Annotated in this window: 23 protein-coding genes; 17 read left to right on the forward strand and 6 right to left on the reverse strand. The window is 70.5% G+C overall.

Annotation, left to right across the window (positions count from 1 at the left end):
- The first annotated feature begins 10 nt into the window (after positions 1-10).
- Entirely contained in the window at positions 11-463 is a 453-nt protein-coding gene (locus tag ACZ6WN_RS23035) for an NUDIX hydrolase (protein ID WP_465867927.1), read from the forward strand.
- On the opposite strand, the gene ACZ6WN_RS23040 is transcribed toward ACZ6WN_RS23035, so the two are convergent.
- Positions 448-972 carry a cupin domain-containing protein gene (locus ACZ6WN_RS23040; RefSeq protein ID WP_465867928.1) on the reverse strand — a complete coding sequence of 175 codons (525 nt, stop codon included), beginning with the start codon at positions 970-972 and terminating at the stop codon, positions 448-450. The genes ACZ6WN_RS23035 and ACZ6WN_RS23040 overlap by 16 nt on opposite strands.
- Before the next feature lie 68 nt (positions 973-1,040).
- On the opposite strand from ACZ6WN_RS23040, the gene ACZ6WN_RS23045 reads away from it, so the two are divergent.
- Both ACZ6WN_RS23045 and ACZ6WN_RS23050 read left to right on the forward strand, forming a co-directional pair.
- The gene (locus ACZ6WN_RS23045) at positions 1,041-1,937 is read left to right on the forward strand and encodes an aminoglycoside phosphotransferase family protein (protein ID WP_465867930.1); all 897 of its coding nucleotides are present in this window, start codon (positions 1,041-1,043) and stop codon (positions 1,935-1,937) included.
- A 44-nt stretch (positions 1,938-1,981) separates the two neighbouring features.
- Positions 1,982-2,629, forward strand: coding sequence for an MOSC domain-containing protein (locus tag ACZ6WN_RS23050; RefSeq protein WP_465867932.1), 648 nt, complete (start codon positions 1,982-1,984; stop codon positions 2,627-2,629).
- Here ACZ6WN_RS23050 and ACZ6WN_RS23055 read toward each other — a convergent pair.
- Positions 2,626-3,717, reverse strand: coding sequence for a hypothetical protein (locus ACZ6WN_RS23055; protein WP_465867934.1), 1,092 nt, complete (start codon positions 3,715-3,717; stop codon positions 2,626-2,628). The two genes, ACZ6WN_RS23050 and ACZ6WN_RS23055, sit on opposite strands and share 4 nt — an antisense overlap.
- Complete coding sequence (locus tag ACZ6WN_RS23060) at positions 3,714-4,196, reverse strand: sigma-70 family RNA polymerase sigma factor (RefSeq protein WP_465867936.1); 483 nt, start codon at positions 4,194-4,196, stop codon at positions 3,714-3,716. Before ACZ6WN_RS23060 ends, ACZ6WN_RS23055 begins: the two co-directional genes overlap by 4 nt.
- A gap of 99 nt (positions 4,197-4,295) precedes the next feature.
- Between ACZ6WN_RS23060 and ACZ6WN_RS23065 the strand changes: the two genes are divergently transcribed.
- The 5 genes from ACZ6WN_RS23065 (at position 4,296) to ACZ6WN_RS23085 (ending at position 13,123) form a co-directional block, all read left to right on the forward strand.
- Positions 4,296-5,540, forward strand: a complete 1,245-nt coding sequence (locus ACZ6WN_RS23065; protein WP_465867938.1) for an MFS transporter — start codon at positions 4,296-4,298, stop codon at positions 5,538-5,540.
- Positions 5,537-7,300, forward strand: coding sequence for a serine hydrolase domain-containing protein (locus ACZ6WN_RS23070; RefSeq protein ID WP_465867939.1), 1,764 nt, complete (start codon positions 5,537-5,539; stop codon positions 7,298-7,300). The genes ACZ6WN_RS23065 and ACZ6WN_RS23070 overlap by 4 nt, the downstream gene beginning before the upstream one ends.
- A gap of 161 nt (positions 7,301-7,461) precedes the next feature.
- A complete protein-coding gene (locus ACZ6WN_RS23075; protein WP_465867940.1) occupies positions 7,462-8,151 on the forward strand; it encodes a hypothetical protein in 690 nt (229 codons plus the stop codon).
- Positions 8,148-9,686, forward strand: coding sequence for a DNA polymerase Y family protein (locus tag ACZ6WN_RS23080; RefSeq protein ID WP_465867942.1), 1,539 nt, complete (start codon positions 8,148-8,150; stop codon positions 9,684-9,686). The genes ACZ6WN_RS23075 and ACZ6WN_RS23080 overlap by 4 nt, the downstream gene beginning before the upstream one ends.
- An 11-nt stretch (positions 9,687-9,697) precedes the next feature.
- A complete protein-coding gene (locus ACZ6WN_RS23085) occupies positions 9,698-13,123 on the forward strand; it encodes an error-prone DNA polymerase (RefSeq protein ID WP_465867943.1) in 3,426 nt (1,141 codons plus the stop codon).
- Between the two features lie 228 nt (positions 13,124-13,351).
- On the opposite strand, the gene ACZ6WN_RS23090 is transcribed toward ACZ6WN_RS23085, so the two are convergent.
- Positions 13,352-14,059, reverse strand: a complete 708-nt coding sequence (locus ACZ6WN_RS23090; protein ID WP_465867945.1) for a GNAT family N-acetyltransferase — start codon at positions 14,057-14,059, stop codon at positions 13,352-13,354.
- Between the two features lie 69 nt (positions 14,060-14,128).
- On the opposite strand from ACZ6WN_RS23090, the gene hemW reads away from it, so the two are divergent.
- Positions 14,129-15,340 (forward strand): radical SAM family heme chaperone HemW, encoded by a 1,212-nt coding sequence (hemW, locus tag ACZ6WN_RS23095; protein ID WP_465867946.1) that lies wholly within the window; start codon positions 14,129-14,131, stop codon positions 15,338-15,340.
- 99 nt (positions 15,341-15,439) lie between these two features.
- On the forward strand, positions 15,440-15,634 hold the full coding sequence (locus ACZ6WN_RS23100; RefSeq protein WP_465867947.1) for a PspC domain-containing protein: 195 nt from the start codon (positions 15,440-15,442) through the stop codon (positions 15,632-15,634).
- Between the two features lie 19 nt (positions 15,635-15,653).
- Here ACZ6WN_RS23100 and ACZ6WN_RS23105 read toward each other — a convergent pair whose 3' ends face one another.
- The gene (locus tag ACZ6WN_RS23105; protein ID WP_465867949.1) at positions 15,654-16,502 is read right to left on the reverse strand and encodes a DUF3097 domain-containing protein; all 849 of its coding nucleotides are present in this window, start codon (positions 16,500-16,502) and stop codon (positions 15,654-15,656) included.
- A gap of 19 nt (positions 16,503-16,521) precedes the next feature.
- Positions 16,522-16,794, reverse strand: a complete 273-nt coding sequence (locus ACZ6WN_RS23110; RefSeq protein WP_465867950.1) for a hypothetical protein — start codon at positions 16,792-16,794, stop codon at positions 16,522-16,524.
- Between the two features lie 196 nt (positions 16,795-16,990).
- Here ACZ6WN_RS23110 and hrcA point away from each other — a divergent pair, with 196 nt between their 5' ends.
- From hrcA to ybeY, 7 genes are all read left to right on the forward strand, one after another.
- Positions 16,991-18,016 (forward strand): heat-inducible transcriptional repressor HrcA, encoded by a 1,026-nt coding sequence (hrcA, locus tag ACZ6WN_RS23115; protein ID WP_465867951.1) that lies wholly within the window; start codon positions 16,991-16,993, stop codon positions 18,014-18,016.
- Positions 18,017-18,053: 37 nt separating this feature from the next.
- Entirely contained in the window at positions 18,054-19,247 is a 1,194-nt protein-coding gene (gene dnaJ / locus ACZ6WN_RS23120; protein ID WP_465867952.1) for a molecular chaperone DnaJ, read from the forward strand.
- Positions 19,248-19,253: 6 nt separating this feature from the next.
- Positions 19,254-19,997, forward strand: a complete 744-nt coding sequence (locus tag ACZ6WN_RS23125) for a 16S rRNA (uracil(1498)-N(3))-methyltransferase (protein ID WP_465867953.1) — start codon at positions 19,254-19,256, stop codon at positions 19,995-19,997.
- A 214-nt stretch (positions 19,998-20,211) separates the two neighbouring features.
- Positions 20,212-20,682 (forward strand): Gmad2 immunoglobulin-like domain-containing protein, encoded by a 471-nt coding sequence (locus tag ACZ6WN_RS23130; protein WP_465867954.1) that lies wholly within the window; start codon positions 20,212-20,214, stop codon positions 20,680-20,682.
- A gap of 15 nt (positions 20,683-20,697) precedes the next feature.
- Complete coding sequence (locus ACZ6WN_RS23135) at positions 20,698-21,750, forward strand: winged helix DNA-binding domain-containing protein (protein WP_465867956.1); 1,053 nt, start codon at positions 20,698-20,700, stop codon at positions 21,748-21,750.
- Positions 21,751-21,951: 201 nt separating this feature from the next.
- Complete coding sequence (locus ACZ6WN_RS23140; protein ID WP_465868289.1) at positions 21,952-22,902, forward strand: PhoH family protein; 951 nt, start codon at positions 21,952-21,954, stop codon at positions 22,900-22,902.
- A 22-nt stretch (positions 22,903-22,924) separates the two neighbouring features.
- The gene (ybeY, locus tag ACZ6WN_RS23145) at positions 22,925-23,389 is read left to right on the forward strand and encodes an rRNA maturation RNase YbeY (protein WP_465867957.1); all 465 of its coding nucleotides are present in this window, start codon (positions 22,925-22,927) and stop codon (positions 23,387-23,389) included.
- Positions 23,390-23,400: the final 11 nt, after the last annotated feature.

Genomic DNA, 23,400 nt, shown 5'->3' on the forward strand with positions numbered 1-23,400 from the left:
TCTCGCGGGGATGCACTTCACCGACTACGACACCCGGGTGGCGGCGTACGCCGTGATCGTCGACGATGCCGGGCGGATCCTGCTGAGCTGGTTCAACGGCAACCACCGCAACGACCCGGGCTGGACGCTGCCGGGCGGCGGCGTCGACTACGGCGAGCAGATGCCCGCCGCCGTCGTGCGCGAGGTGAAGGAGGAGACCGGCTACGACGTCGAGGTCGGGACTCCGCTGACGACCGACGTGTTCGTCGTGCCGTTCGACCCGGGGCGCCGGCCCTACCAGTCGACCCGCGTGGTCTTCGAGGCGCGGATCGTCGGGGGTGAGCTGGGCACGCTGGAGGTCGACGGAACCACCGACTTCGCCGCGTGGGTCGCGCTGGACGACCCCGCGATCGGAGCCGACTCCACCAGCCCCATCGTCCGGATGGGGATCGAGGCGCTGAAGGTCGCTCAGTCGACCCAGTAGTTGTCGTGGAGTCTGTAGAACTCGGCCATCTCGTCCGGACCGAGCTCGGTGCCCTCGGCGAGCTCACGCAGGCCCTCGAAGTAGCCCTCCCGCGGCGCGCCCGGGGTGAAGTGGAGCAGCATCGAGGCGGGCTCGTCGGTGGTGTTGCGAAAGCCGTGCAGACCGCCGACCGGCACGTGCACGAAGTCGCCGGCGGAGGCCGGGATCCACTCCTCGCCGTTGTAGATCCGCACGGTCCCGGTCAGCACGTAGAACGACTCGGCCACGGCACGGTGGAAGTGCGGCCCAGGACCGGTCTCGTTGGGGCCGAAGTGCCACCGGTAGAGCCCGTAGTCGCCCGCGGTCGTCGCGCCGGTGGCGAGATAGTCGACCTTCACGCCGTTGGGATACTCGAGGTCGGGCGGGGTCTTGTCGGGACGATGGAACGCCGAGACCTCACCGGCCTCGCCGTCGTAGCGCTCGGGCGGGTAGGGGACACCTCGGGTCCCCATCGACTCTGGAAGTGACATGGGCCCAACCTGCCGCACGCGCTCGGGGTTGGGAAGTCCATTAGAAATGTGTCAGTAGGGTTGCCGCCGTGACGCTCGTCCCGGACTCCTTCCTGGCCCTCGCCGCCAACGGGCCGTCCTGGGCCGCGTGGCTCGACGACCTCCCGGGCCTGCTGCGCGACCTGGTCGAGGAGTGGTCGCTGAGCCTCGACGGACCGACCACCCACGGCAGCTGCGCGGTCGTGCTCCCGGTCCGCACGGCCGACGGCGAGGCCGCGGTGCTGAAGGTCGGCTGGCCGCACTGGGAGGCCGAGCACGAGGCGTTGGCGCTGCAGGTGTGGGGCGGTCGGGGTGCCGTACGCCTGCTCCGGGCCGACCCGAAGCGGTTCGCGCTGCTGCTCGAACGGCTGCATCCCGAGGAGGACCTCTCGCAGCTGTGGGACGTGCAGGCCTGCGAGATCGTGGGCGGGTTCTACCGGCGCCTGCACGTGCCGGCTCCGCCGCAGCTGCGTACGTTGTCGCAGCAGGCCGCGCGCTGGGCCGACGAGCTCGGGGACAGGAGCCGGCGGCTTCCGGTGCCGCCGCGGATGGTCGAGCAGGCCCGGGCCATCGCCCGCGACCTCGCCGCGGACGAGGCCACCGACGGGAGGCTGGTCCACACGGATCTGCACTTCGAGAACGTTCTTCGCGGTGATCGCGAGGAGTGGCTGGTCATCGACCCCAAGCCCCTCTCCGGCGACCCGCACTACGAGCTCGCGCCGATGCTCTGGAACCGTTTCGACGAGTACGCGGGCCGGATCCGCGACGGTGTCCGGGACCGGTTCTTCGCGTTGGTCGACGCCGCCGAGCTCGACGAGGACCGCGCCCGCGCGTGGGTGGTGCTGCGCTTGATGGTCAACGTCAAGGACGAGGTCGAGGACAACCCGGCGCCGGACAAAGACTGGATCACCGCGATGATCTCGCTCGTCAAGGCCGTCCAGGACTGAGAAACCCGTTCGACCGCATGCGGGAGCCACGGGAGAATCGCCCTGTGCCCATCGTGCGAAGCGTCAACATCGGTCAGTCCAAGCCCGCCGAGTGGGCGGAGGTGGGCGCCACCTCGATGGAGAAGCTCGCGACGCCCGAGCCGGTGACGGTCGGCCGGGAGGGCATCCTCACCGACACCCAGACCGACCGTCGTCACCACGGCGGCGAGGAGCAGGCGGTCTACGCGTTCGCCCGCGAGGACCTCGACCTGTGGGGCTCGCAGCTGGGGGTGTCCCTTCGTGACGGGCAGTTCGCCGAGAACCTCACCACCGAGGGGATCGACGTCAACGCGGCTCTCGTGGGGGAGCAGTGGCGGATCGGGACGGTGCTGCTGGAGATCTGCAGCGTGCGTACGCCCTGCAACGACTTCAAGAACTGGATGGGCGTCTCCGGCTACGACAACGCCCGCTGGGTCAAGAGGTTCGCCGCCGAGGCGCGCCCGGGGCCCTATCTCCGCGTCCTCGAGGAGGGGCAGCTGCAGGCCGGCGACGAGATCGTCGTCGTCCACCGCCCCGACCACGACCTCACCGTCTCGACCCTCTTCAGGGCTCTCACCACCGACCGCAGCCTGCTCCCGAGCCTCATCGGGATCGAGGGGCTCGGGAGCAAACCGCGGGCCACGGCGGAGAAGTACGTCGCCGCCCGGTCCTAGGGGCCGCAGGGCTTACCGTTGCAGCCGCTCAGATAGAGGCCGTCGGCGGAGCGGCCCTGGATCTGCAGCTTGCCCAGCTGATCCGTGGTGAGCCTCCCGATCGGGATCAGCGCGACTGCCACGTTGTCCTTGGTGATGGTCGCGTCGAACCGCTGCTTGCCGACCCAGAACCAGGCGGACTCCAGGCTCTCGTTGCCGAGTGATCGCGTCACCCGGATCCCTTCTGCGGTCTCGGTCCACTCGATGGTCGGCGGTTGCCGCCTCGCCTCATCCGGCTCGGGATAGACCAGATCTCCGTCGGCGTCGTAGGCGCGGAAGCTTGCTGACTCGACGTCGACCCGGTGGTCGGTCCACGCAACCGCCACGCCGTTGACGATGGTCGCCGGGAAGTCTTCACCGTCCGAGGTGAAGACCACCTCGGTGACATTCATCTTCTCGGGGAGAGGAAGCAGGAACTCCGTGCCGTCTCCGGTGCCCCCACGGTAGAAGTCCTCCCACTGCCCGGTCTCGGCGAAGGTGCCCCAGACCTGGGGTAGGCCGAATGCCCCCGCGAGATCGGGCTCGCCGTCGGCGTCCTGCTCGGCGCTCTGCGGCGTCGAGCAGGTCACCTCATAGTCGGGGCCGTCGAAGATCGCCATGGCCGTCGAGCCACGCTTCTCGGCGAGGAATGGCCAGGTGTCTGACGGGATCCGCTCGACCTCATCGGGGTCGATGGCATTGTTCGCCTCGGGGGCGTCGGCGTACAGGGACTCCACGTCAACCCAGGCCGTCTCCAGGCACCGCTTGCTCAGCGTGTCGAGCTCCTCGGACGTGAGGTTGGTCGGGTTGCCCGACCAGTCGACCGGAGTCTTCTGCTCGGGCGCGGCCGTTGTGGACGGTTCCGGGGTGGCGATGTTCGAGTCGATCAGACGGTCAGGGATCGCGACGTACGCCATGACCCCGGCGAGCGAGAGGGCGGCGACCGCGGCGACCGCCTTGGAGCCGCGCCGGCGGCGCCGCATCCGATCCCCCCGGCGCAGGATCTCGTCGGCAGGTACGTCCAGGGTCCGGCGGCTGCCGTCGCGCAGCAAGATCTCGATGTCGTTCATGACAGCATCCCTTCGGGGTTGGTCAGCTGCAGCCGCAGAGTCTTGAGCGCATGGTGGAGCGTGGCCGAGACGGTGCCGCGTGCGATCCCGAGCTCGTGGGCGGTCGTCTCGGCGTCGAGATCGAGGAAGTAGCGAAGCGCGACCACCTGGCGCTGACGCGGTGGCAGCCGGCGTACGGCCTCCAGCAGGTCGTGGTCGAGGCCCGAGCCGTCGCGGGGAAGCTGTTCGGGGGTGTCGGGGACGATCAGCTCGCGGCGGCGCTTGCGCCACCAGGAGATGTCGACGTTGACCGCGGTACGCACCACCCATGCCGCCGGGGAGCTGGCCAGTCTGACCGTCGGCCAGCGCGACCAGGCGCGCGCGAAGGCCTCGGCGGTCGCTTCCTCGGCTCGCCCGGGGTCCATGCCGGTCGCGATGGCCGCACGCAGGCAGCGGTCCTTGGCACCGACGTAGAAGTCGGCGAACTCTTCTCGGCTCACGCCCGAATGACGCACAGGCGCCATGATCGGTTTAGTCGCACGCGCACCGCATCCGAAAACCCGTTGGACGTCGACGCGGTCGAGCGACAGACTGCGCCGGTGAGCATCCGGGAGAGCCTCTTCGTCCTCAAGGAACGCGACTTCGGATGGTTCTTCGCCTCGCGGTTCGTGAACCTCGCCGGGTCGTCGATGTCGCACGTCGCGCTCGCGTTCGCGGTGCTGGAGGTGACCGACTCGGCCTCGGCGCTGGGCTATGTGGTCGCGGCGCACACCATCCCGATGGTCGTGTTCCTGCTGGTCGGAGGGGTGATCGCCGACCGGTTCCCGCGGCGGCTGGTGCTGCAGCTGAGCAACATCGCCTCGGCCGCGACCCAGGCGGCCGCGGCGGCGCTGGTCATCACCGGGCATGCCGAGATCTGGCACCTGGTCGTCCTGGAGGCGATGAACGGCACCACGATGGCGATGGCGTTCCCGGCGATGCAGGGGATGGTGCCGCAGCTGGTGGCGAAGAAGGACCTGCAGCCGGCCAACCTGCTGCTCTCGATGTCGCGCAGCACCCTGACGATCCTGGGCCCGTCGGTCGCGGCCGCTCTCGTCGTCGGCGTCGGCGCCGGCTGGGCGCTGGCGGTCGACGCGCTGACCTGGCTGCTCGCGGCGCTCTTCCTGCTCCCGGTGCGGATCCCACCGCGCCCGGCGGACGAGGAGAAGACCTCGGCCATCGAGGATCTCCGGGCGGGCTGGACGTACTTCCGCAGCACCACCTGGCTGTGGGTCGTGGTGGTGGCCTTCATGGTCCTCAACGCGATCCAGTCGGGTGGGCTCAACGTGCTGGGGCCGGCGTACGCGAAGTCGACCTCGCTCGGCGTCGAGGGCTGGGGCCTGGCCAACTCCGCACTCGCGGCCGGGATGCTCATCATGACGATCGTGCTGATGCGGGCCACGATCCGGCGGCCGCTGCGGGCCGGGATGTTCGGGATCATGGCGTTCTCGCTGCCCTTCTTCGCGCTCGCGCTGTGGCCGGAGACGCTGCCGCTCATCGTGGCGATGGCCATCGCCGGCGCCGGGATCGAGATCTTCAGTCTCGGCTGGAGCCTGGCGATGCAGGAGAACGTCCCGGGCGAGATGCTCTCGCGCGCCTACTCCTACGACGCGCTCGGCTCGTTCCTCGCGATGCCGGTCGGGCAGCTGCTCTACGGGCCGCTGGCGGGCTGGTTCGGGGAGCGGCCGGTCTTCCTGGTCAGCGGCGTGCTCTACGCCGCGGTCTGCCTTGCCGCGCTCTCGGTGCCCTCGGTGGTTAGGCTGCAACGCGTCGAGCAACCTGCCAGCGAAGGAACGCCTGTATGAGTCTCAACACCTCCCTCGTCGACTCGCTCTTCCAGGAACGTTTCGAGGAGAACCTGACTCCGGGCCTGGCCTACGGGGTCGTACGCGGCTCCGAGCTGGTCCACTCCGGCGCGTTCGGGGCGACGACCGAGGGTGGTCCGGCGCCGACGGCCGAGAGCGTCTTCCGGATCGCGTCGATGTCGAAGTCCTTCACGGCGGCCGCGGTGCTGCTGCTGCGCGACCGCGGGCTGGTCGACCTCGACGAGGCGATCGCGCAGTACGTGCCCGAGCTCGTCGACCAGCCGCCCTACTCGGCCGACTCACCGGCGGTGACGTTGCGGCTGCTGCTCTCGATGTCGGCCGGGCTGCCGACCGACGACCCGTGGGGCGATCGGCAGGAGTCGCTGTCCTACGACGCCTTCGGGACGTTCCTCGACGGAGGCTTCTCGACCGGACGGGAGCCGGGGGTCGGGTTCGAGTACTCCAACCTCGGCTATGCGCTGCTCGGCCGGGCGATCGAGAACGTCGTCGGTGGCTCGGCTCCCGAGGGGGCCAACCGGGACTTCGTCGAGCACGAGCTGCTGGCGCCGCTGGGGATGACCTCCTCGGCCTACTCGCCGTCCGCGGTGCCGAATCTGGTGCCGGGCCATGTGCCGCCGCTGCATCCGGCCTGGGCCGGTGACCGGCTCGAGGGTCCGCCGACGTGGGCGCCGGCCGCGCCGGTGCCGTCGGGGTCGTTCGCGGCGATGGGCGGCCTGCACTCCTCGGTGGCCGACCTGGCGCGCTGGGTCGGCGGGTTCCTGGGCGCCTTCTCGCCCGCGGTCGACGGTCATCCGCTGTCGAAGGCGTCGCGGCGGGAGATGCAGCAGCTGCACCGGTTCGGCTCGGTGTCGGCCTCGCTGGAGCTCTCGGGGGCCGAGGCCGGGATCGGGGCGGTCGCGGCCGGCTACGGCTACGGTCTGATGGTCGACCACGACAGTCGGCTCGGGCAGATCGTCCACCACTCCGGCGGCTACCCCGGCTACGGCTCGCGGATGGTCTGGCACCCCGCGACCGGCCTGGGTGTGATCACGCTGTCCAACAGCACCTACGCCGGTGGCTACCCGACCGCGATGACCGCGCTGCGCTCGCTGGTCTCCGACGAGCTCGCCGGTGGCGGTCCGCACCGGTTCTCGACGGTGGTCAAGGGCCTGCGGCCGCGGCTCGACTCGGCGCTGGAGGCCGCGGTCGAGCGGCTGCGTACGTTCGACCCGGCGGGCGCCGAGGTCTTCGCCTCGCCTGCTCTTTTCGCCGACAACGTCGAGCTCGACGCCCCCGACGCCGGCCGGCGCGTCCAGATCACCCAGGCGCGGGCCAAGGTCGGGCTGCCGCTGGGCGGCGCGCCCTACGGCTACTTCTCCCGTGCGATGGGTGTCGCGCTGGCCGTGGTGCCGGCCGAGAAGGGCCGCTACGACATCGAGGTCATGCTCTCGCCCGAGACCGAGCCGCGCATCCAGACCCTGCGGATCGTGGCCGTCCCCGATGCCCACGAGGGCCTCGTCGCCGCCGCCCGCGCGGCCCTCGAGGAGGACTCCCCGGTCATCGCGGCCCTGCGCGCCTTCGGTGTGCCCGAGCTGATCACCACGCCCTTGTCCGGCGATGGTTCGTCCAAGGCCGACTTCCTCGTCGTCGCCGGCGCGACCTACTGGAAGGTCGCGGTGGCCAAGACCACCACCGTCACCGCCCTCCCCACCTCCGACCACCCCCGCCTCACCTATCTCGCCTCCGCGCTCCGCGGCTGACCCTCCTCGTCGAGGCGTCACCCCGGTCGGCCGAGGCGTCACCCCGGTCGGCCGAATGGGCAGCGGGTTGCCCACTCGACCGACGGGGGCGACGTCTCGGCCTGCGGGAGTGACGCCTCGGCGACCTTGCTCTGTTCGAACAAATGTTCGATACTCATTGAGTGGGAGTGGTAGCGGGGATTGAGCGACACCAGAAGCTGGCTCAGATCGAGCAGCTCCGGTCGAAGGTGCGACGGCTGGAGCAGAAGCCTGGCATGGGTGCGGAGCTGGCGACGCACGAGGCGCTCGGTGGGGTGGTGCAGCTGCGGGCCGGCGGGACGTACGCGGCCGACTCGCTGTCGCTGGCGATGCTGCTGCTGGCGGGGCCGTCGGGAGCGGGGGAGTGGACGGCCGTCGTCGGTGTCGAGGACTTCGGTGTCGAGGCGGCGGCCGAGGCCGGGGTCGACCTGGAGCGGACCATCCTGGTGCCACGGCCCAAGGACTCCTGGCTGGAGGCGACCGCGGCGCTGGTCGACGTGGTCACGCTGGTGCTGGTCCGGCCGACCGGTCGGGTGACCCCGAGCGTCGCCGAGAAGATCGGTGCCCGGCTGCGCACCCGCGGCGCTGCGCTGGTCGCGCTGGGGGAGTGGCCGAGAGCAGACGTACGCCTGCGGGCGACCGAGCCGCGCTGGGTCGGTCTGGGCAACGGCGACGGCCATCTCCGGGCGAGAAGGATGGTGGTCGAGGCAGTGCGCGGGACGGCTCCGCCGCGGCGTACGGCGCTCTGGTTCCCGGCCGAGGACGGCGGTCTGCGCCGCGTCCTCGAACCCGTCGCTGGCCTTGCTGACCTGCGGAAACAGGAGTCGGCATGACCACCCAGAAGAGCCGCACGCTGGTGGTCTGGTGCGCCGACTGGCCGGTCGCCGCGGCGCTGGGCGATGCCGGCCTGCCGCGACATCTGCCCGCCGCGGTCTTCGCCCAGAACCGGGTCCAGACCTCCAACCAGGCGGCGCGGGAGTTCGGGATCAAGCGCGGGATACGGCGTCGAGACGCCCAGTCGCGCTGCCCGGAGGTCCAGGTGCTCGCCGCCGACGAGGCCCGTGACGCGCGGGTCTTCGAGGAGGTGCTGGTGCGCCTGGAGGAGCTGCGGCCCGGGGTCATGCCGCTCCGCCCGGGGCTGGTCGCGCTGCGCTCGCCCGCCCGCTTCTACGGCGGTGAGACCGAGGCCGGCGCGGCGATCGCCGAGTGTGTGGTCGGGCTCGGGATCTGGGACGTACGGATCGGCATCGCCGATGAGCTCTTCACCGCCGAGCAGGCCGCGCGCAGCGCCGGGCTGCAGGAGACGTACGCCGTCCCGGCGGATGGTGGCTCCACCGCGTTCCTGCGCGCGCTGCCGGTCCACGTCCTCGAGGACGCCAACGCGGTCAGCCTCCTGCAACGACTCGGCCTGACCACGCTCGGGGGCCTCGCCGACCTGCCCGGCGCCGACGTCAAGGCGCGCTTCGGGGCTCAGGCCGCCTGGGTCCGCCAGGTGATCCACGGTGAGGGAGCGAGGCCGGTGACCGGGCGTACGCCACCGCCCGAGCTCGCCACCGAGGTGGCCTTCGAGCCGCCGCTCGACTCCGCCGAGGCGGTCTGCTTCTCGGCCCGACAGGCCGCGGAGGGGTTCGTGAAGGGCTTGGCCACGCGGCAGGAGGTCTGCACCGAGGTGCGGATCGAGGTCGTGATGGAGGACGTCGCCGACTCCTGCCGCACCTGGGCGCACCCGCGCTGGTTCTCCTCGGTAGACCTCATCGACCGGCTGCACTGGCAGCTCGCCGGGGCGATCTCGGGTGGGCGAGGGGGCGCGGTGACCGCGGTCCGGTTCGTCCCCGAGGTCGCCGTCTCCGAGGCGGTCCACGCCGACGGGCTCTGGGGCGGCACCAACGAGCGCGTCGACCGGGGCATCGCCCGGGTGCAGGGACTGCTCGGCCACGAGGCCGTCGTCGCCCCGGTGCTGCAGGGTGGCCGGAGCCCGAGCGACCGGCAGGCGTACGTCCCCTGGGGCGACCGCACCAGCACCCTCCGCGACCGCGCGCTGCCGTGGCCGGGGAGCATCCCGCCGCCGGCGCCCGCCCGGGTGCTCGCCGAGCCCTGGCAGGCGGAGGTCTGCGACCAGGCCGGACGGCAGGTGGTGGTGCTCCCGCGCGGTGGTGTCTCCGGAGATCCCGTCCGCTACCGGCCCGCGGCCGGCCAACCCTGGCAGCGGGTCGCCTCCTGGGCAGGTCCCTGGCCGGTCACCGAGGCGTGGTGGGAGCCCGGCGGTGGGCGGCGCGTCGCGCGCTTCCAGCTCGTCGGGGTCGACGGCCGCGCCTGGCTGGCCACCTTCGACACCGACCACTGGCTCACCGAAGCCAGCTATGACTGACGGGGTGACCGATGGGCTGGAACAACCCCGAGATCCCCTGGAAGGAGCTGGAGCGGAGGCTGTCCGGCCGCCCTCCGAAGGACCCCTACGGTGACGCGCCGATCTCGCGCCGCAAGAAGCGGCTGCCCGAGGAGGAGGTGCGCGGACCGGAGGGCCCGGTGGTGCCGTACGCCGAGCTCCATGCCCACTCCGACTTCTCCTTCCTCGACGGAGCGAGCTCGCCGTCGGCGCTGGTCGCCGAGGCGATCCGGCAGGGGCTGCACGGGATCGCGATCACCGACCACGACGGGTTCTACGGGGCGCCTGCCCTAGCGGAGGCGGCGCAGAAGCTGGTCCCGACCAGCGGGGAGCAGCAGCTGCGGACCATCTACGGCGCCGAGCTGTCCCTGGGGCTGACCAAGCCGCAGAACGGGGTCGCCGACCCCGAGGGCAGCCACCTGCTGGTGCTCGGCCGGGGTGTCGAGGGCTACCGGCAGCTGGCCGGCGCGATCACCGAGGCGCAGCTGCGCGGCGACGAGAAGGGCCGGCCGACCTACGACCTCGACGAGCTCGCCGACCGGGCTCGCAGCGGCAACTGGCTGATCCTGACCGGGTGCCGCAAGGGCGCCGTACGCCAAGCCCTCACCGACACCGGCCCGATCGCCGCCGCCCGGGCGCTGCGCGAGCTCACCGACCGGTTCGGCCACGACAACGTCGTCGTCGAGGTGACCGACCGCGGTCATCCGACCGACTCCTACGACAACGACCTGCTCGCCGGCATCGCCCGTGAGGCCGGCCTGCCCACGGTCGCCACCAACAACGTCCACTACGCCACTCCCGACCGGCACCGGGTGGCCGACGCGCTCGCGGCGGTCCGTGCGCGCCGCACCCTGAACGACATCGCCGGCTGGCTCCCGGCGGGCCCGGTGGCGTACGTCAGGTCGGGGGAGGAGATGCACCAGCTCTTCCGGCGCTACCCGGGCGCGGTGGCACGCAGCGTCGAGATCGCCGAGGAGTGCGCCTTCGACCTGCGCAAGGCCACCCCCAAGCTGCCCAAGCGCGGGATCCCCGAGGGTGAGACCGCCGCGAGCCGGCTGCGCCATCTGACCGAGGAGGGCTTCGCGGAGCGCTATGCGGAGCCGTACGCCTCCGACCCGGAGTTCGTCGAGAAGGCCCGGGAACGCGTGGAGCATGAGCTCGATGTCATCGAACGCAAGGACTTCCCGGGCTACTTCGTGATCGTGCACGACATCGTCGAGTTCGCGCGGAGCCAGAAGATCCTCTGTCAGGGCCGAGGGTCGGCGGCCGCGTCCGCCGTCTGCTACGCGCTCGGGATCACCGCGATCGACCCGGTCTTCTACGAGCTCCCGTTCGAGCGGTTCATCTCCGAGCACCGGGAGGAGGAGCCCGACATCGACGTCGACTTCGACTCCGACAAGCGGGAGCAGGTGATCCAGTGGGTCTATGACACCTACGGCCGGCGCAACGCCGCGCAGGTCGCGAACATCGTCGGCTACCGGCCGAAGATGGCGGTCCGGGACGCGGCCAAGGCGCTGGGCCACTCGCCGGGGCAGCAGGACGCCTGGTCCAAGCACCTCGGCTACTCCCGCGTCGAGGCACCCGACGACGTCGGCATCCCCGCTCCGGTCCTCGCCCTGGCCGAGGAGATCCACGGGGCTCCGCGCCATCTCGGCATCCACTCCGGCGGGATGGTGCTGACCGAGGAGCCGATCGGGGAGGTGGTCCCGATCGAGCGGGCGCGGATGGAGAAGCGCACCGTGATCCAGTGGGACAAGGACGCCGCCGAATACATGGGCCTGGTGAAGTTCGACCTGCTCGGGCTCGGGATGCTGGCGGCGCTCGACCACATGATGCATCTGGCGCTCGAGCATCTGGGTGAGGGCTGGACCCTGGCGACCATCCCCAAGGAGGAGCCGGCGGTCTACGACATGCTCTGCCGGGCCGATTCGATCGGGGTCTTCCAGGTCGAGTCACGCGCGCAGATCGGCACCCTGCCGCGGCTGCAGCCGCGGTGCTTCTACGACCTGGCCATCGAGATCGCGCTCATCCGGCCGGGCCCGGTGCAGGGCGGAGCGGTCCATCCCTACGTACGCCGGGCGACCGGGCGGGAGGAGGTCGGCTACGCACATCCGCTGCTGGAGCCGGTGCTGGAGCGCACCCTCGGGGTGCCGCTGTTCCAGGAGCAGCTCATGGAGATGGGCCGGGTCCTGGGCGACTTCGACCACGACGACGCCGACCTGCTGCGCCGGGCGATGGGCTCGAAACGTGGGCTCGAGCGCATCGACTCGCTCAAGGAGCAGCTCTACCAGGGCATGCGCGCCAAGGGCATGACCGAGCAGACCGCGGAGGCGGTCTACACCCAGATCCTCTCCTTCGCGAACTTCGGCTTCGCCGAGTCCCATGCGCTGAGCTTCGCCAAGCTCGTCTACGCCTCGTCGTGGTTCAAGCTCCACTACCCGGCCGCGTTCCTGGCCGGCCTGCTCCGAGCCCAGCCGATGGGCTTCTACTCACCGCAGTCGCTGACCCAGGACGCCCGTCGTCACGGGGTGGAGGTACGCCGCCCCGACCTCCTCCGCAGCCAGGCCGCCGCAGACCTGGAGCCGATCGCCGACGAGATGACGCCGACCGGGAAGGAGGACTGCCGGCTGGACGGGGAGAAGACCCCGTGGGTGCCCGGCACCCCCGACCCGACCCCGGAGCACCGGCGTGACGCCAACTTCGCGGTACGCCTGGGCCTGGACTCCGTACGCGGCATCGGCAAGGACGTGGCCGAGCGGATCGTGAAGGCCCGCGAGGAGTCACCGTTCAAGGACTCCCTCGACCTCTCCCGTCGCGCCGGCCTGGAACGGGCCCAGCTCGAGGCACTGGCCACCGCGGGATGTTTGGAGGTGTTCACATCGAGCCGTCGCGAGGCGCTGTGGCAGGCGGGCTGGACGGAGACCGAGGACCAGCTCGAAGGGGTACGGTTCACCGCCGAGACCCCCGCGCTGCCCGGCCTCGACCCGGTCGAGGAGACCCTCGCCGACCTGTGGGCGACCGGCGTGACCCCCGGCAGCCACCCCTTCGCCCATCTCCGGGCCGGCCTGGCCGCGGCGGGACTCCCGAAGATCAGTGATCTCCCCACCGCAGAACCCGGCCGGCGCATCACCGTCGCCGGCCTGGTCACCCACCGTCAGCGCCCCGGGACAGCGGGTGGTGTCACCTTCATCAACCTCGAGGACGAGACCGGCATGCTCAACGTCGTCTGCTCCGCCGGCCTGTGGAGGAAGCACCGCAAGATCGCCGTCTCCACCTCCGTCATGCTCATCCGCGGCATCCTCGAGCGCAACGACGGAGTCACCAACCTGGTCGCCGACCGCCTCGCCCCGCTCGAGGAGCTCCACCCCGAGGCAGCCCGTGCCATCGCCTCCCGCCACCGCTCCCGCGACTTCCACTGACGCGCCGAGAAGTCGGCTACGTCGGTCGAGGCGTCACTGCGGTTGGTCGAGGCGTCGCTCCCGTCGCTCGAGGCGTCAGTTGGTGACCTCTCGGCCGACGTACGTGACGCTTCGCCTGCCGTAGGTGACGTCTCGGCCTGCCGTAGGTGACGCTTCGCCCGACGTACGCGACGTCTCGCCCGACGTACGCGACCTCTCGGCCGGCGTACGTGACGCCTCGGCAGGGGGTCAGAGGGGCGCGCGGAAGAGCTCGAAGGTGGTACGCCGCCGCTGCTCGAAGCCGAGACCGAGGTAGACCGAGATGGCGCCGGTGTTGGTGGCCGAGGCGTGCATCAGGGCGCGAGAGCCGCGGGCGTGGATGTCGGCGGTGACCGCGCGGACGAGGCGGCCGGCGAGGCCGCGGCCGCGGGCCTCGGGAGCGGTACAGACGGCGCTGATCTCGATCCATCCACCAGGGTGCATCCGCTGGCCGGCCATCGCGACGAGGCGGCCTTCGTGACGCAGCCCCAGATAGGTACCCATCGTGTGGGTCGACTTCTCGAACGGTCCCGGCTCGGTGCGGGCGACGAGATCGAGCATCTCGGGGACGTCGGTGGCTCCGAGCACGACCGCCTCGGGATCAGCCACGGCCGCGACCCGAGCAGTCTCGACGAGCTGGACTCCTTCGCCACCTCCGACCATCTCCCAGCCCTCGCCGCAGACACCCGCGGCTCCGGTGATCAGCGCGGTGCCACCGGGCCCGACCACCGCGGCCAGATCGCGCCATGCCTGAGCCGAACCCGGGTCGGAGACGGCGGCGAAGGGCGAGACGTCGGGCCGGTAGCGACGAGCGAGCCCCGAGCCCTCGGAGAGCGAGGCGTGCGCACCGGTCAGCGAGTGCCAGACCGGGTTGTCGAGAACATCGTCGAGAAGAAGATCTGGCTGCGAGGCGGGCACCCCAGGATTTTCCCACCACCCCATCAGGCGCGGTTAACCCTTTTCGACAGGTGGATCGATAATGGAGACGTGCCTTCCGCTCTGCCTCCCGGCGACCCCGCCCCCACCGACGGGTCGCTCCCGGCCGAATCGCTGAGCACGCTGGGCGAGAAGGGACTGGGCTTCTACGTCCACGTCCCGTTCTGCACGGTCAGATGCGGCTACTGCGACTTCAACACCTACACCGCGGTCGAGCTGGGCCCCGGCGTGAGCCGGCAGACGTACGCCGACCAGGCCATCGAGGAGGTCCGGCTGGCCCGCCGCGTGCTCGGTGAGCGTGACAAGGCGGTGGACACCGTCTTCTTCGGCGGCGGCACCCCGACCCTCCTCCCGGCCCAGGACCTGACCGGCATCCTGACAAGTATCAAGGACGAGTTCGGCCTCGCCGACGACGTCGAGGTGACGACCGAGGCCAACCCCGACTCGGTCGACCTGGACTACCTGCGCACCCTGCGCGAGGGCGGCTTCACGCGCCTCAGCTTCGGCATGCAGTCGGCCGTCCCCCACGTACTGAAGACCCTCGACCGCACCCATGACCCCGAGCGGGTCCCGCTGGTCGTCGAGTGGGCACGGAAAGCCGGCTTCGAGCAGGTCTCCCTCGACCTCATCTACGGCACCCCGGGCGAGTCGGTCGACGACTGGCGCACCAGCCTCGACACCGCCCTGGCCAGCAACCCCGACCACGTCTCGGCCTACTCCCTCATCGTCGAGGACGGCACCGCCCTGGCCCGACGGGTCAGGAGAGGCGAGATCGAGATGCCCGACGAGGACGACCTCGCCGACAAGTACGAGCTGGCCGACGCCACGTTCCGAAAGCACGGTCTGAGCTGGTACGAGGTCTCCAACTGGGCCACCGACGAGTCCCAGCGCTGCCGTCACAACATGCTCTACTGGCAGGGCGGCGACTGGTGGGGCGTCGGTCCCGGCGCCCACAGCCACGTCGGCGGCACCCGGTGGTGGAACGTGAAGCACCCCAAGGCGTACGCGGACCGCATCGGCAGCAACCAGAGCCCCGCCCACGCCCGCGAGATCCTCGCCGAGGAGGACCGCCGGGTCGAGCGTGTGCTCCTCGAGCTGAGGCTCGCCGACGGCCTCCCGGCAGACGCCCTGGACGACGAGGGCCGGGAAGCTCTTCCGGAGCAGGTACGCCGCGGCCTGGTCACCGTCGAGGGCGACACGATCCTCCTCACCGACACCGGCAGGCTCCTCGCCGACGCGGTGGTCCGAGACCTGCTCCCCTGATGAGCCCTGAGCAGCCCTGAGTCCGGGACCTTGGTCCTGACCGCAGGATCAGGGGTGATCCTGATTGGTAAAGAGCGTCCGACAGGGGAGAGTGGAGTCATGGCAACCACAACTCTTTCCCGTCCCACCAACGACAAATGGATCGCCGGCGTGTGCGGCGGCCTCGGTCAGCGTTTCGGCATCAACTCGAACCTGATCCGGCTGGCCTTCCTCATCTCCTGCCTGCTTCCCGGACCGCAGTTCATCGTCTACATCGTGCTGTGGATCATCATGCCGAAGAAGTCGTCCTACTGACCCAAGCTGACCGAAGACCTCAGACCGGCTCGGTGACGAAGTCGATCAGCTCCTCGACCCGCCCGAGCAGGGCGGGTTCGAGATCGCCGAACGAGTTCACCCGCCCCAGGATCGTCTTCCACGCCCGGGCGATGTCCGCCTGATCGCGGTGCGGCCAGCCCAGATGCTGGCAGATGCCCTTCTTCCACTCGATCGAGCGCGGCACGTTCGGCCACGCCTCGAGCCCGAGCCGGGCCGGCTTGACCGCCTGCCACACGTCGATGAACGGGTGGCCCACGATGAGCACGTGCTGGCCGACCGCGGAGCGCCGGATCGACTCCGCGATCCGGGCCTCCTTCGAGCCCTTGACCAGGTGGTCGACGAGCACCCCGACCCGCCGCTCGCGGCTGGGACGGAACGAGACCAGGTGGTCGGCGAGGTCGTCGACCCCGCCCAGGTACTCGACGACGACACCCTCGATCCGCAGGTCGTCGCCCCAGATCTTCTCGACCAGCTCGGCGTCGTGACGCCCCTCGACGAAGATCCGCGACTCGCGCGCGACCCGCGCCTTGACGTCGGTGACGGCCACGGACCCCGACGCGGTCCGGGTCGGCGCCGCGGGCGCAACCCGGGTCACCGGGGGAGTGAGGATGACCGGCTTGCCCTCCAGCCAGAAGCCCGGCCCGAGCGGGAACGTACGCCGCTTGCCGTGCCGGTCCTCGAGGGTCAGCGTGTGCAGGTCGCGGTCGATCCGCACGATCTCACCGACGAAGTCGGTCTCGACCTCCTCCACCACCGCGCCCAGCTCGGCAGGAGTCTCGACGGCACGCCCGTGCTTGGGCTTCTTCCAATCACCGGCCAGGACGTCGGAGCCATAGCGATCGCTCATCCGGAGAACGCTACTAGCGTCAGCAGCGAGAACCGGTGAGCACGCGCCCGAGCTGCTCGAGAACATCGTCCGGCGTGGCCGCCGTCTCCGGGAACCGGAAGGTCACGTGGTGGCCGCCGTCGAGGGTGATCCAGGAGACCTCGACGCTCTCCGCGGTGAGGTGGGAGAGGCGTACGCCCACGATGTGACGCGGCCGCAGCCCGAGCCGGGCGGAGAGCGAGCGGCACAGGTCGGCCTGGTGCTCGTCGTTGGCGTGGGCCGTGATGCGGACCAGCAGATCGTCGGCGATCATGGGACCCTCCAGTGGGGCGGAAGCAGAGGAACAATGACTCTAAGGTCAGCCTAACCTAAGGCTATCTCGATGGCGAGAGAAGTAATCCGTTCCACAGAGCGAAGCGGCCACCGGAAACTGGTTCCTGTGCTGCGAACCGGTAGGATTGGCACTCGCACGGAATGAGTGCCAGGCAGCCAGGACGACAGGAGGGCAGATGCAGAACGAACGCAGACTCTCCGTCCTTCGAGCGATCGTCGAGGACTACGTGAAGACCGAGGAGCCGGTCGGCTCCAAGGCGCTCGTGGAGCGTCACGGCCTGGGTGTCTCGCCGGCGACGGTACGCAACGACATGGCCGCGCTGGAGGAGGAGGGCTACATCACCGCCCCCCACACCAGCGCCGGCCGGGTGCCCACCGACAAGGGCTACCGGCTCTTCGTCGACCGGCTGACCACGGTCAAGCCGATGACCGCGGCCGAGAAGCGGGCGATCGCCGGCTTCCTCGACGGCGCGGTCGACCTCGACGACGTGGTCAGCCGCTCGACCCGGCTGCTCTCCCAGCTGACCCGCCAGGTCGCGGTGGTGCAGTATCCGACCCTGAGCCGCTCGACCGTCCGCCACGTGGAGCTGGTCTCGCTGGCTCCGACCAGGCTCCTGCTCGTGCTCATCCTCAGCACCGGCCGTGTCGAGCAGCGGCTGCTCGAGGTGGCCGAGGAGGTCTCCGAGGAGACCCTCGCGGGGCTGCGTACGCAGGTCAACGCCGCCGTGGACGGCGTCATCATCGGCGAGGCCTGCCAGGCGCTGCGCGCGATCGCCCAGCCCGAGGAGGACGCGCCGAGCGACGACCTCACGACCAGCGTCGCCGAGGCGCTGATCGAGGCGATGAGCGACCACCGCTCCGACGAGCGGATCTCGATCGGCGGCACCAGCAACCTGGCCCGCTTCGGCGACAGCTTCGACACCGCCGTACGCCCGCTCCTGGAGGCCCTCGAGGAGCACGTCGTCCTGCTCAAGCTGATGGGCGAGGCGACCGCGGGCGGACTGGTCACGGTGCGGATCGGTGCCGAGGGCCCTTACCAGGAGCTGTCGCAGACCAGCGTGGTCGCGACCGGCTACGGACCTGGCGACGAGGCGCTGGCCACGCTCGGCGTGGTCGGCCCGACCCGGATGGACTACCCCGGATCCATGGCGGCGGTGCGCGCGGTGGCGCGCTACCTCTCCCGGATCCTCGACGAGGCTTGAGCAGCAGACTCGATTCAAGGAAGATCAGCGAACTTCGATGGCAGGAAGACCGACGTTGGACCCCTATGAGCTCCTCGGTGTCGACAAGGACGCCGACGACGCAACGATCAAGAAGGCGTACCGGAAGCTGGCGCGCCAGTATCACCCTGACGTCAACCCCGACGCCGAGTCGCAGGAGAAGTTCAAGGAGATCTCCCACGCCTACGAGGTGCTGAGCGACCCCCAGAAGCGGGCTGCGTACGACCGCGGTGGGGACCCGTTCGGGGGCGGTTTCGGCGCGCAGGGCGCGGGCTTCTCGTTCACCGACATCATGGACGCCTTCTTCGGTGGCGCCGGTGCGGGCGCCGGTGGCGCGGGCCGTGGCCCCCGCCCCCGCGTACGCCGCGGGCAGGACGCCCTCATCCGGCTCGACATCGACCTGGCCGAGGCCGCCTTCGGCGTCACCCGCGACCTCAAGGTCGACACCGCGGTCGTCTGTGACACCTGTGGTGGCGAGGGGGCTGCGGAGGGCTCCCACCCGATCCCGTGCGAGACCTGCCACGGCCAGGGTGAGGTCGCGGTCGTGCAGCGCTCCTTCCTGGGCGAGATCCGTACGCTGCGCCCGTGCTCGGCCTGCAACGGCTTCGGCACCGTCATCCCCGACCCGTGCCGCGACTGCAGCGGCGAGGGCCGGGTGCGTTCCCACCGCACCCTGACCGTCAAGATCCCGCCGGGCGTCGACGACGGCACCCGGGTGCAGCTCGCCGAGCAGGGTGAGGTCGGCCCCGGTGGCGGCCCCGCCGGCGACCTCTACGTCGAGATCCACGTCGCCAAGCACGCCACCTTCACCCGTCGGGGCAACGACCTGCACTGCACCGCGAAGGTGCCGATGACCGCGGCCGCGCTCGGCACCACGCTCAACCTGCCGACGCTGGAGGCCGACCTCGTCGGCGAGGGTGCCGACCAGATCGACCCCGAGGACGCCTCGATCCAGATCGACCTCAAGCCCGGCACCCAGTCCGGCACCGACCACGTCCTGCGTGGCCGCGGGGTGCCCGGTCTGCGGGGCGGTCGCGGCGACCTGATCGTGACCATCAACGTGGAGACGCCCACCAAGCTCGACCTCGAGCAGGAGGCGCTGCTGCGCCAGCTCGCCGAGATGCGCGGTGAGGAGTCCGTCCAGGGCCAGCTCAAAGCGGCCCACAAGGGCGGCGTCTTCTCCTGGTTCAAGGACACCCTCAACGGGCACTGATCCACGATGACTCTCCCTGTCCACCTCGTCGAGTCGCTCGCCGGCACCCGTGTCGGCGACGACATCGAGGTGAGCGGTGACGAGGGCCACCACGCGGTCGTCGTACGCCGCCTCCGCGTCGGCGAGGCGGTCGTGCTCACCGACGGCGCCGGCGAGGGCGTGACCGGCACGATCTCGGCGACCACCAAGAAGTCGATGACCGTACGCGTCGACGAGGTGATCGTCGGTGACGCGCCGCCCGAGCCCGCGCTGACGGTCGTCCAGGCACTGCCCAAGGGAGACCGCGGCGAGCTCGCCGTCGAGATGCTCACCGAGATCGGCGCCGCCCGCATCGTCCCGTGGGCAGCGGCCCGCTCGGTCGCCGTCTGGAAGGGCGAGCGCGCGGTCAAGTCCCTGGCCCGCTGGCGGGCCACCGCCCGCGAGGCCGCCAAGCAGTCGCGCCGGCTGTGGCACCCCGAGGTCGAGCCGATGGCCACCACCGAGGCCGTGGTGGCCAAGATCGAGGCGGCCGACGTGGCCGTCGTGCTCCACGAGGAGGGCACCCTCCCGCTCGGTGCCGTCCCCGTCATCGACGAGGGCACCATCCTCGTCGTGGTCGGCCCCGAGGGCGGCCTCACGGAGGACGAGATCGCCCTGTTCGAGAAGGCCGGCGCCACCACCATCCGTCTCGGCGGCGAGGTCCTGCGCACCTCGACGGCAGGCGTCGCGGCGAGCGCCGCCCTGCTGGCCCGCACCCGCCGCTGGGACTGATCGCCGAGACGTCAAAATCTGACGCCGAGACGTCGAAGTCTGACGCCGAGACGTCAGTTCTAACGCGCCGGCCTCGCCGCCAGGGTTGACATCTCGGGCTCGAGTTTTGACCTCTCGACGCCGATTTTCGACGCCTCGGCGTTAGAACCGACCAGAAAGTGACTGCTCGGCGTGGTGGGTTCGCGGTTGGCGAGCGGAGGGTGACGATGGGGGCATGAGGAGCACAGGTACGTTCTTGGCGCGCCGTGTCGCAGCCACCGTGTTCGCCGGCGCGCTGGCCCTGGCGGCCGGCGGGTGTGGAGGCGACGATGCTGTCGCCGAAGACCCGGAGGTGTCGGCCCAGCCGTCCCAGGAGCCGTCGACGCTGCCACGCACCTCCGGCCTGATCACGCTGGCGGCGCCGGCGGAGGGAGCAACCGTCGAAGGCAGCTTCGAGGCCTCGGGCAAGGCCAACTCTCCCGAGGCGAACGTGCCGTGGGAGGTCCGCGACGGCTCCGGTGAGACGGTGCTCGAAGGTCATGCGACGGCCGAGGGCTGGGTGGACAAGCTCTACCCGTGGACGACGACGGTCGACGTCTCCGGGCTCGAGCCCGGGACCTACCTCTTCATCGCTCGCACCGACGACACCTCCGACGGCGAAGGGAAGCCTTCTGAGGAGGTCGGCGCCCGGATCACCGTCGAGTAGGACATCATCGCTACCGTGATCCTCACCGAACGGCAGCTCAACCGGACCCTCCTGCTCCGCCAGCACCTGCTGTCGCGGGCCTCGCTCGCCCCGGACGAGATGATCGAGCATCTTGTTGGCCTGCAGGCGCAGGAGTCGCTGCCGCCGTTCTTCGCGCTGGCCGCCCGGCTGGAGTCGTTCGACCCCTACGCGCTCAGCGCGCAGCTCGAGTCGAGCGCGCTGGTCCGGCTCTCCTCGCTGCGCTCGACCATCCACATGCACACCGCGGCCGATGCCGCGCTGATCAGGGCCTGGACCCAGCCGGTGCACGACTTCTACACCCAGCGGGTCGAGATCGTCCGCCCGGCCGCGCAGCTGGAGGGCTTCGTGGAGGCCGCCGAGGACGTACTCGCTCTCGGGGCGCTGCCCAATGCGGCTCTCGAGGCCGGTCTGGTCGAGCACTTCCCCGGCGTGCCGGCCAAGGCGCTCGGCCTGCGCGCTCGCAACGAGCTGCCGCTGGTCCAGCTGCCGCCGCGCGGCCTGTGGAAGGGCTCGGGCGGGCTCGTCTACGACCTGCTCCCGCGCTGGACGGGCGTGCCCCCGGTGGCCGTGGACGATGTCGTCGAGACGCTGGCCCCGCAGATCGTACGCCGCTACCTGCTCGCCTTCGGACCGGCGAGCGCCGCCGACATCACCACGTGGTCGTCGCTGACCCGGCTGGGCCCGGTGGTCAAGCGGATCGAGGGCCTGGTGACCTATCGCGACGAGGCGGGCAAGACCCTCTACGACGTCCCGGACGCTCCGCTCGCCACCGGCGAGGAGCACGCTCCGGTGCGGTTGCTGGGGAGGTTCGACAACGTCTGGCTCTCGCACGCCAACCGGGAGCGGATCACCGCCAAGGGCACCCGGAAGGAGTGGGGCATCGGGGGCGGCGGCGCGGTCATGATCGCGGGCGGACACCTCGTCGGCCTCTGGAAGCCCGTCGACGGCAAGGTCGAGATCGTCAAGCTGCTCCGCGACCTCACCCCGGACGAGCGCGACGAGCTCGCCGAGGAGACCTCCCGGGTCGAATCGCTGCTCGGCAGCTGACCCCGAACTATCCAGTAGGAGCGGGGCGGAGCGCCCGCGTACCATGGACGTATCAGCCTCATGACGAGAAAGGGCCCGCTCCGGGCATCCATGACCGATCGACACCCAAGCCCGCTTCCTACCGACACACCTACGACCGCCCAGGTTGTCTCGGGCTCCGCTTCGACCAAGCACACCGTGGTCGTTCCGAACAGCGTCGACATGGTGACCGTCCTCGGCCCCGCCGATGAGCACCTCGCGATCATCGAGGCCCACTTCGACGCCGACGTGCACGTGCGCGGCAACCGGATCACCCTCCACGGCGCCCCCAGCGAGATCGCGATGATCGAGCGGGTCCTGGAGGAGCTGGTCCAGATCATCCGCACCGGTCAGGGCGTGAGCGGCGAGACCGTCGAGCGGGTGATCGGCATGCTCCAGGCCGACACGACCGAGAAGCCGGCCGACGTGCTGAGCCTCAACATCCTCTCCAACCGGGGCCGGAGCATCCGCCCCAAGACGCTCAACCAGAAGCGCTACGTCGACGCGATCGACAAGCACACGATCACCTTCGGCATCGGCCCGGCGGGCACCGGAAAGACCTACCTGGCGGTCGCCAAGGCGGTCCAGGCGCTGCAGACCAAGCAGGTCAACCGGATCATCCTGAGCCGTCCGGCGGTCGAGGCCGGTGAGAAGCTCGGCTTCCTGCCCGGCACCCTGACCGAGAAGATCGACCCCTACCTGCGCCCGCTCTACGACGCGCTGCACGACATGATGGACCCGGAGATGATCCCCAAGCTGATGGCGTCGGGGACCATCGAGGTGGCCCCGCTCGCGTTCCTCCGCGGACGAAGCCTCAACGACTCCTTCATCATCCTCGACGAGGCGCAGAACACCACGCCCGAGCAGATGAAGATGTTCCTGACCCGCCTCGGCTTCGGCTCCAAGATCGTGGTGACCGGTGACGTCACCCAGACCGACCTCCCCTCGGGCCAACGGTCGGGGCTGCGGGTCGTCGAGGGCATCCTCGACGACGTCAAGGACATCAGCTTCAACAACCTGACCAGCCACGACGTCGTACGCCACCGGCTGGTCGCCAAGATCGTCGCCGCCTACGAGGAGCACGACGTGCAGAGCCAGGCCCAGCGCGAGCGGGCTTCCGGAGAGACGCGATGAGCGAGCGCAAGCGAGCGACCACATGAGCACCGAGATCATCAACGAGTCCGAGCAGGAGATCGACGTCGAGCACGTCGCCAAGCTCGCTCGCTTCCTGCTCGAGCAGCTGCGCGTGCACCCGCAGGCCGACCTGCGGATCAAGTTCGGCGACGAGGCCACGATCACCGAGCTCAACGAGCGCTACTTCGACACCGAAGGCCCCACGGACGTGCTGTCCTTCCCCGGTGACGAGCTCCTCCCCGGCCGCCTTGACGAGGAGCCGGAGGAGGGCGACCTGGGCGATATCATCATCGCCCCGACGATCGCGGCCAAGCAGGGAGAGGCAGCCGGCCACGGCACGGTGGCGGAGATCGAGCTGCTGACCACCCACGGCATCCTCCACCTGCTCGGCTATGACCACGTGGACCCCGAAGAGCACGCCGAGATGTTCGGGCTGCAGGCCAAGCTGCTCACGGCCTGGGGCTCGTCGGCCAACGCACCCGAGTAGGAGCTCGACCA

The sequence above is a fragment of the Nocardioides sp. NPDC054178 genome (genome assembly GCF_055585005.1).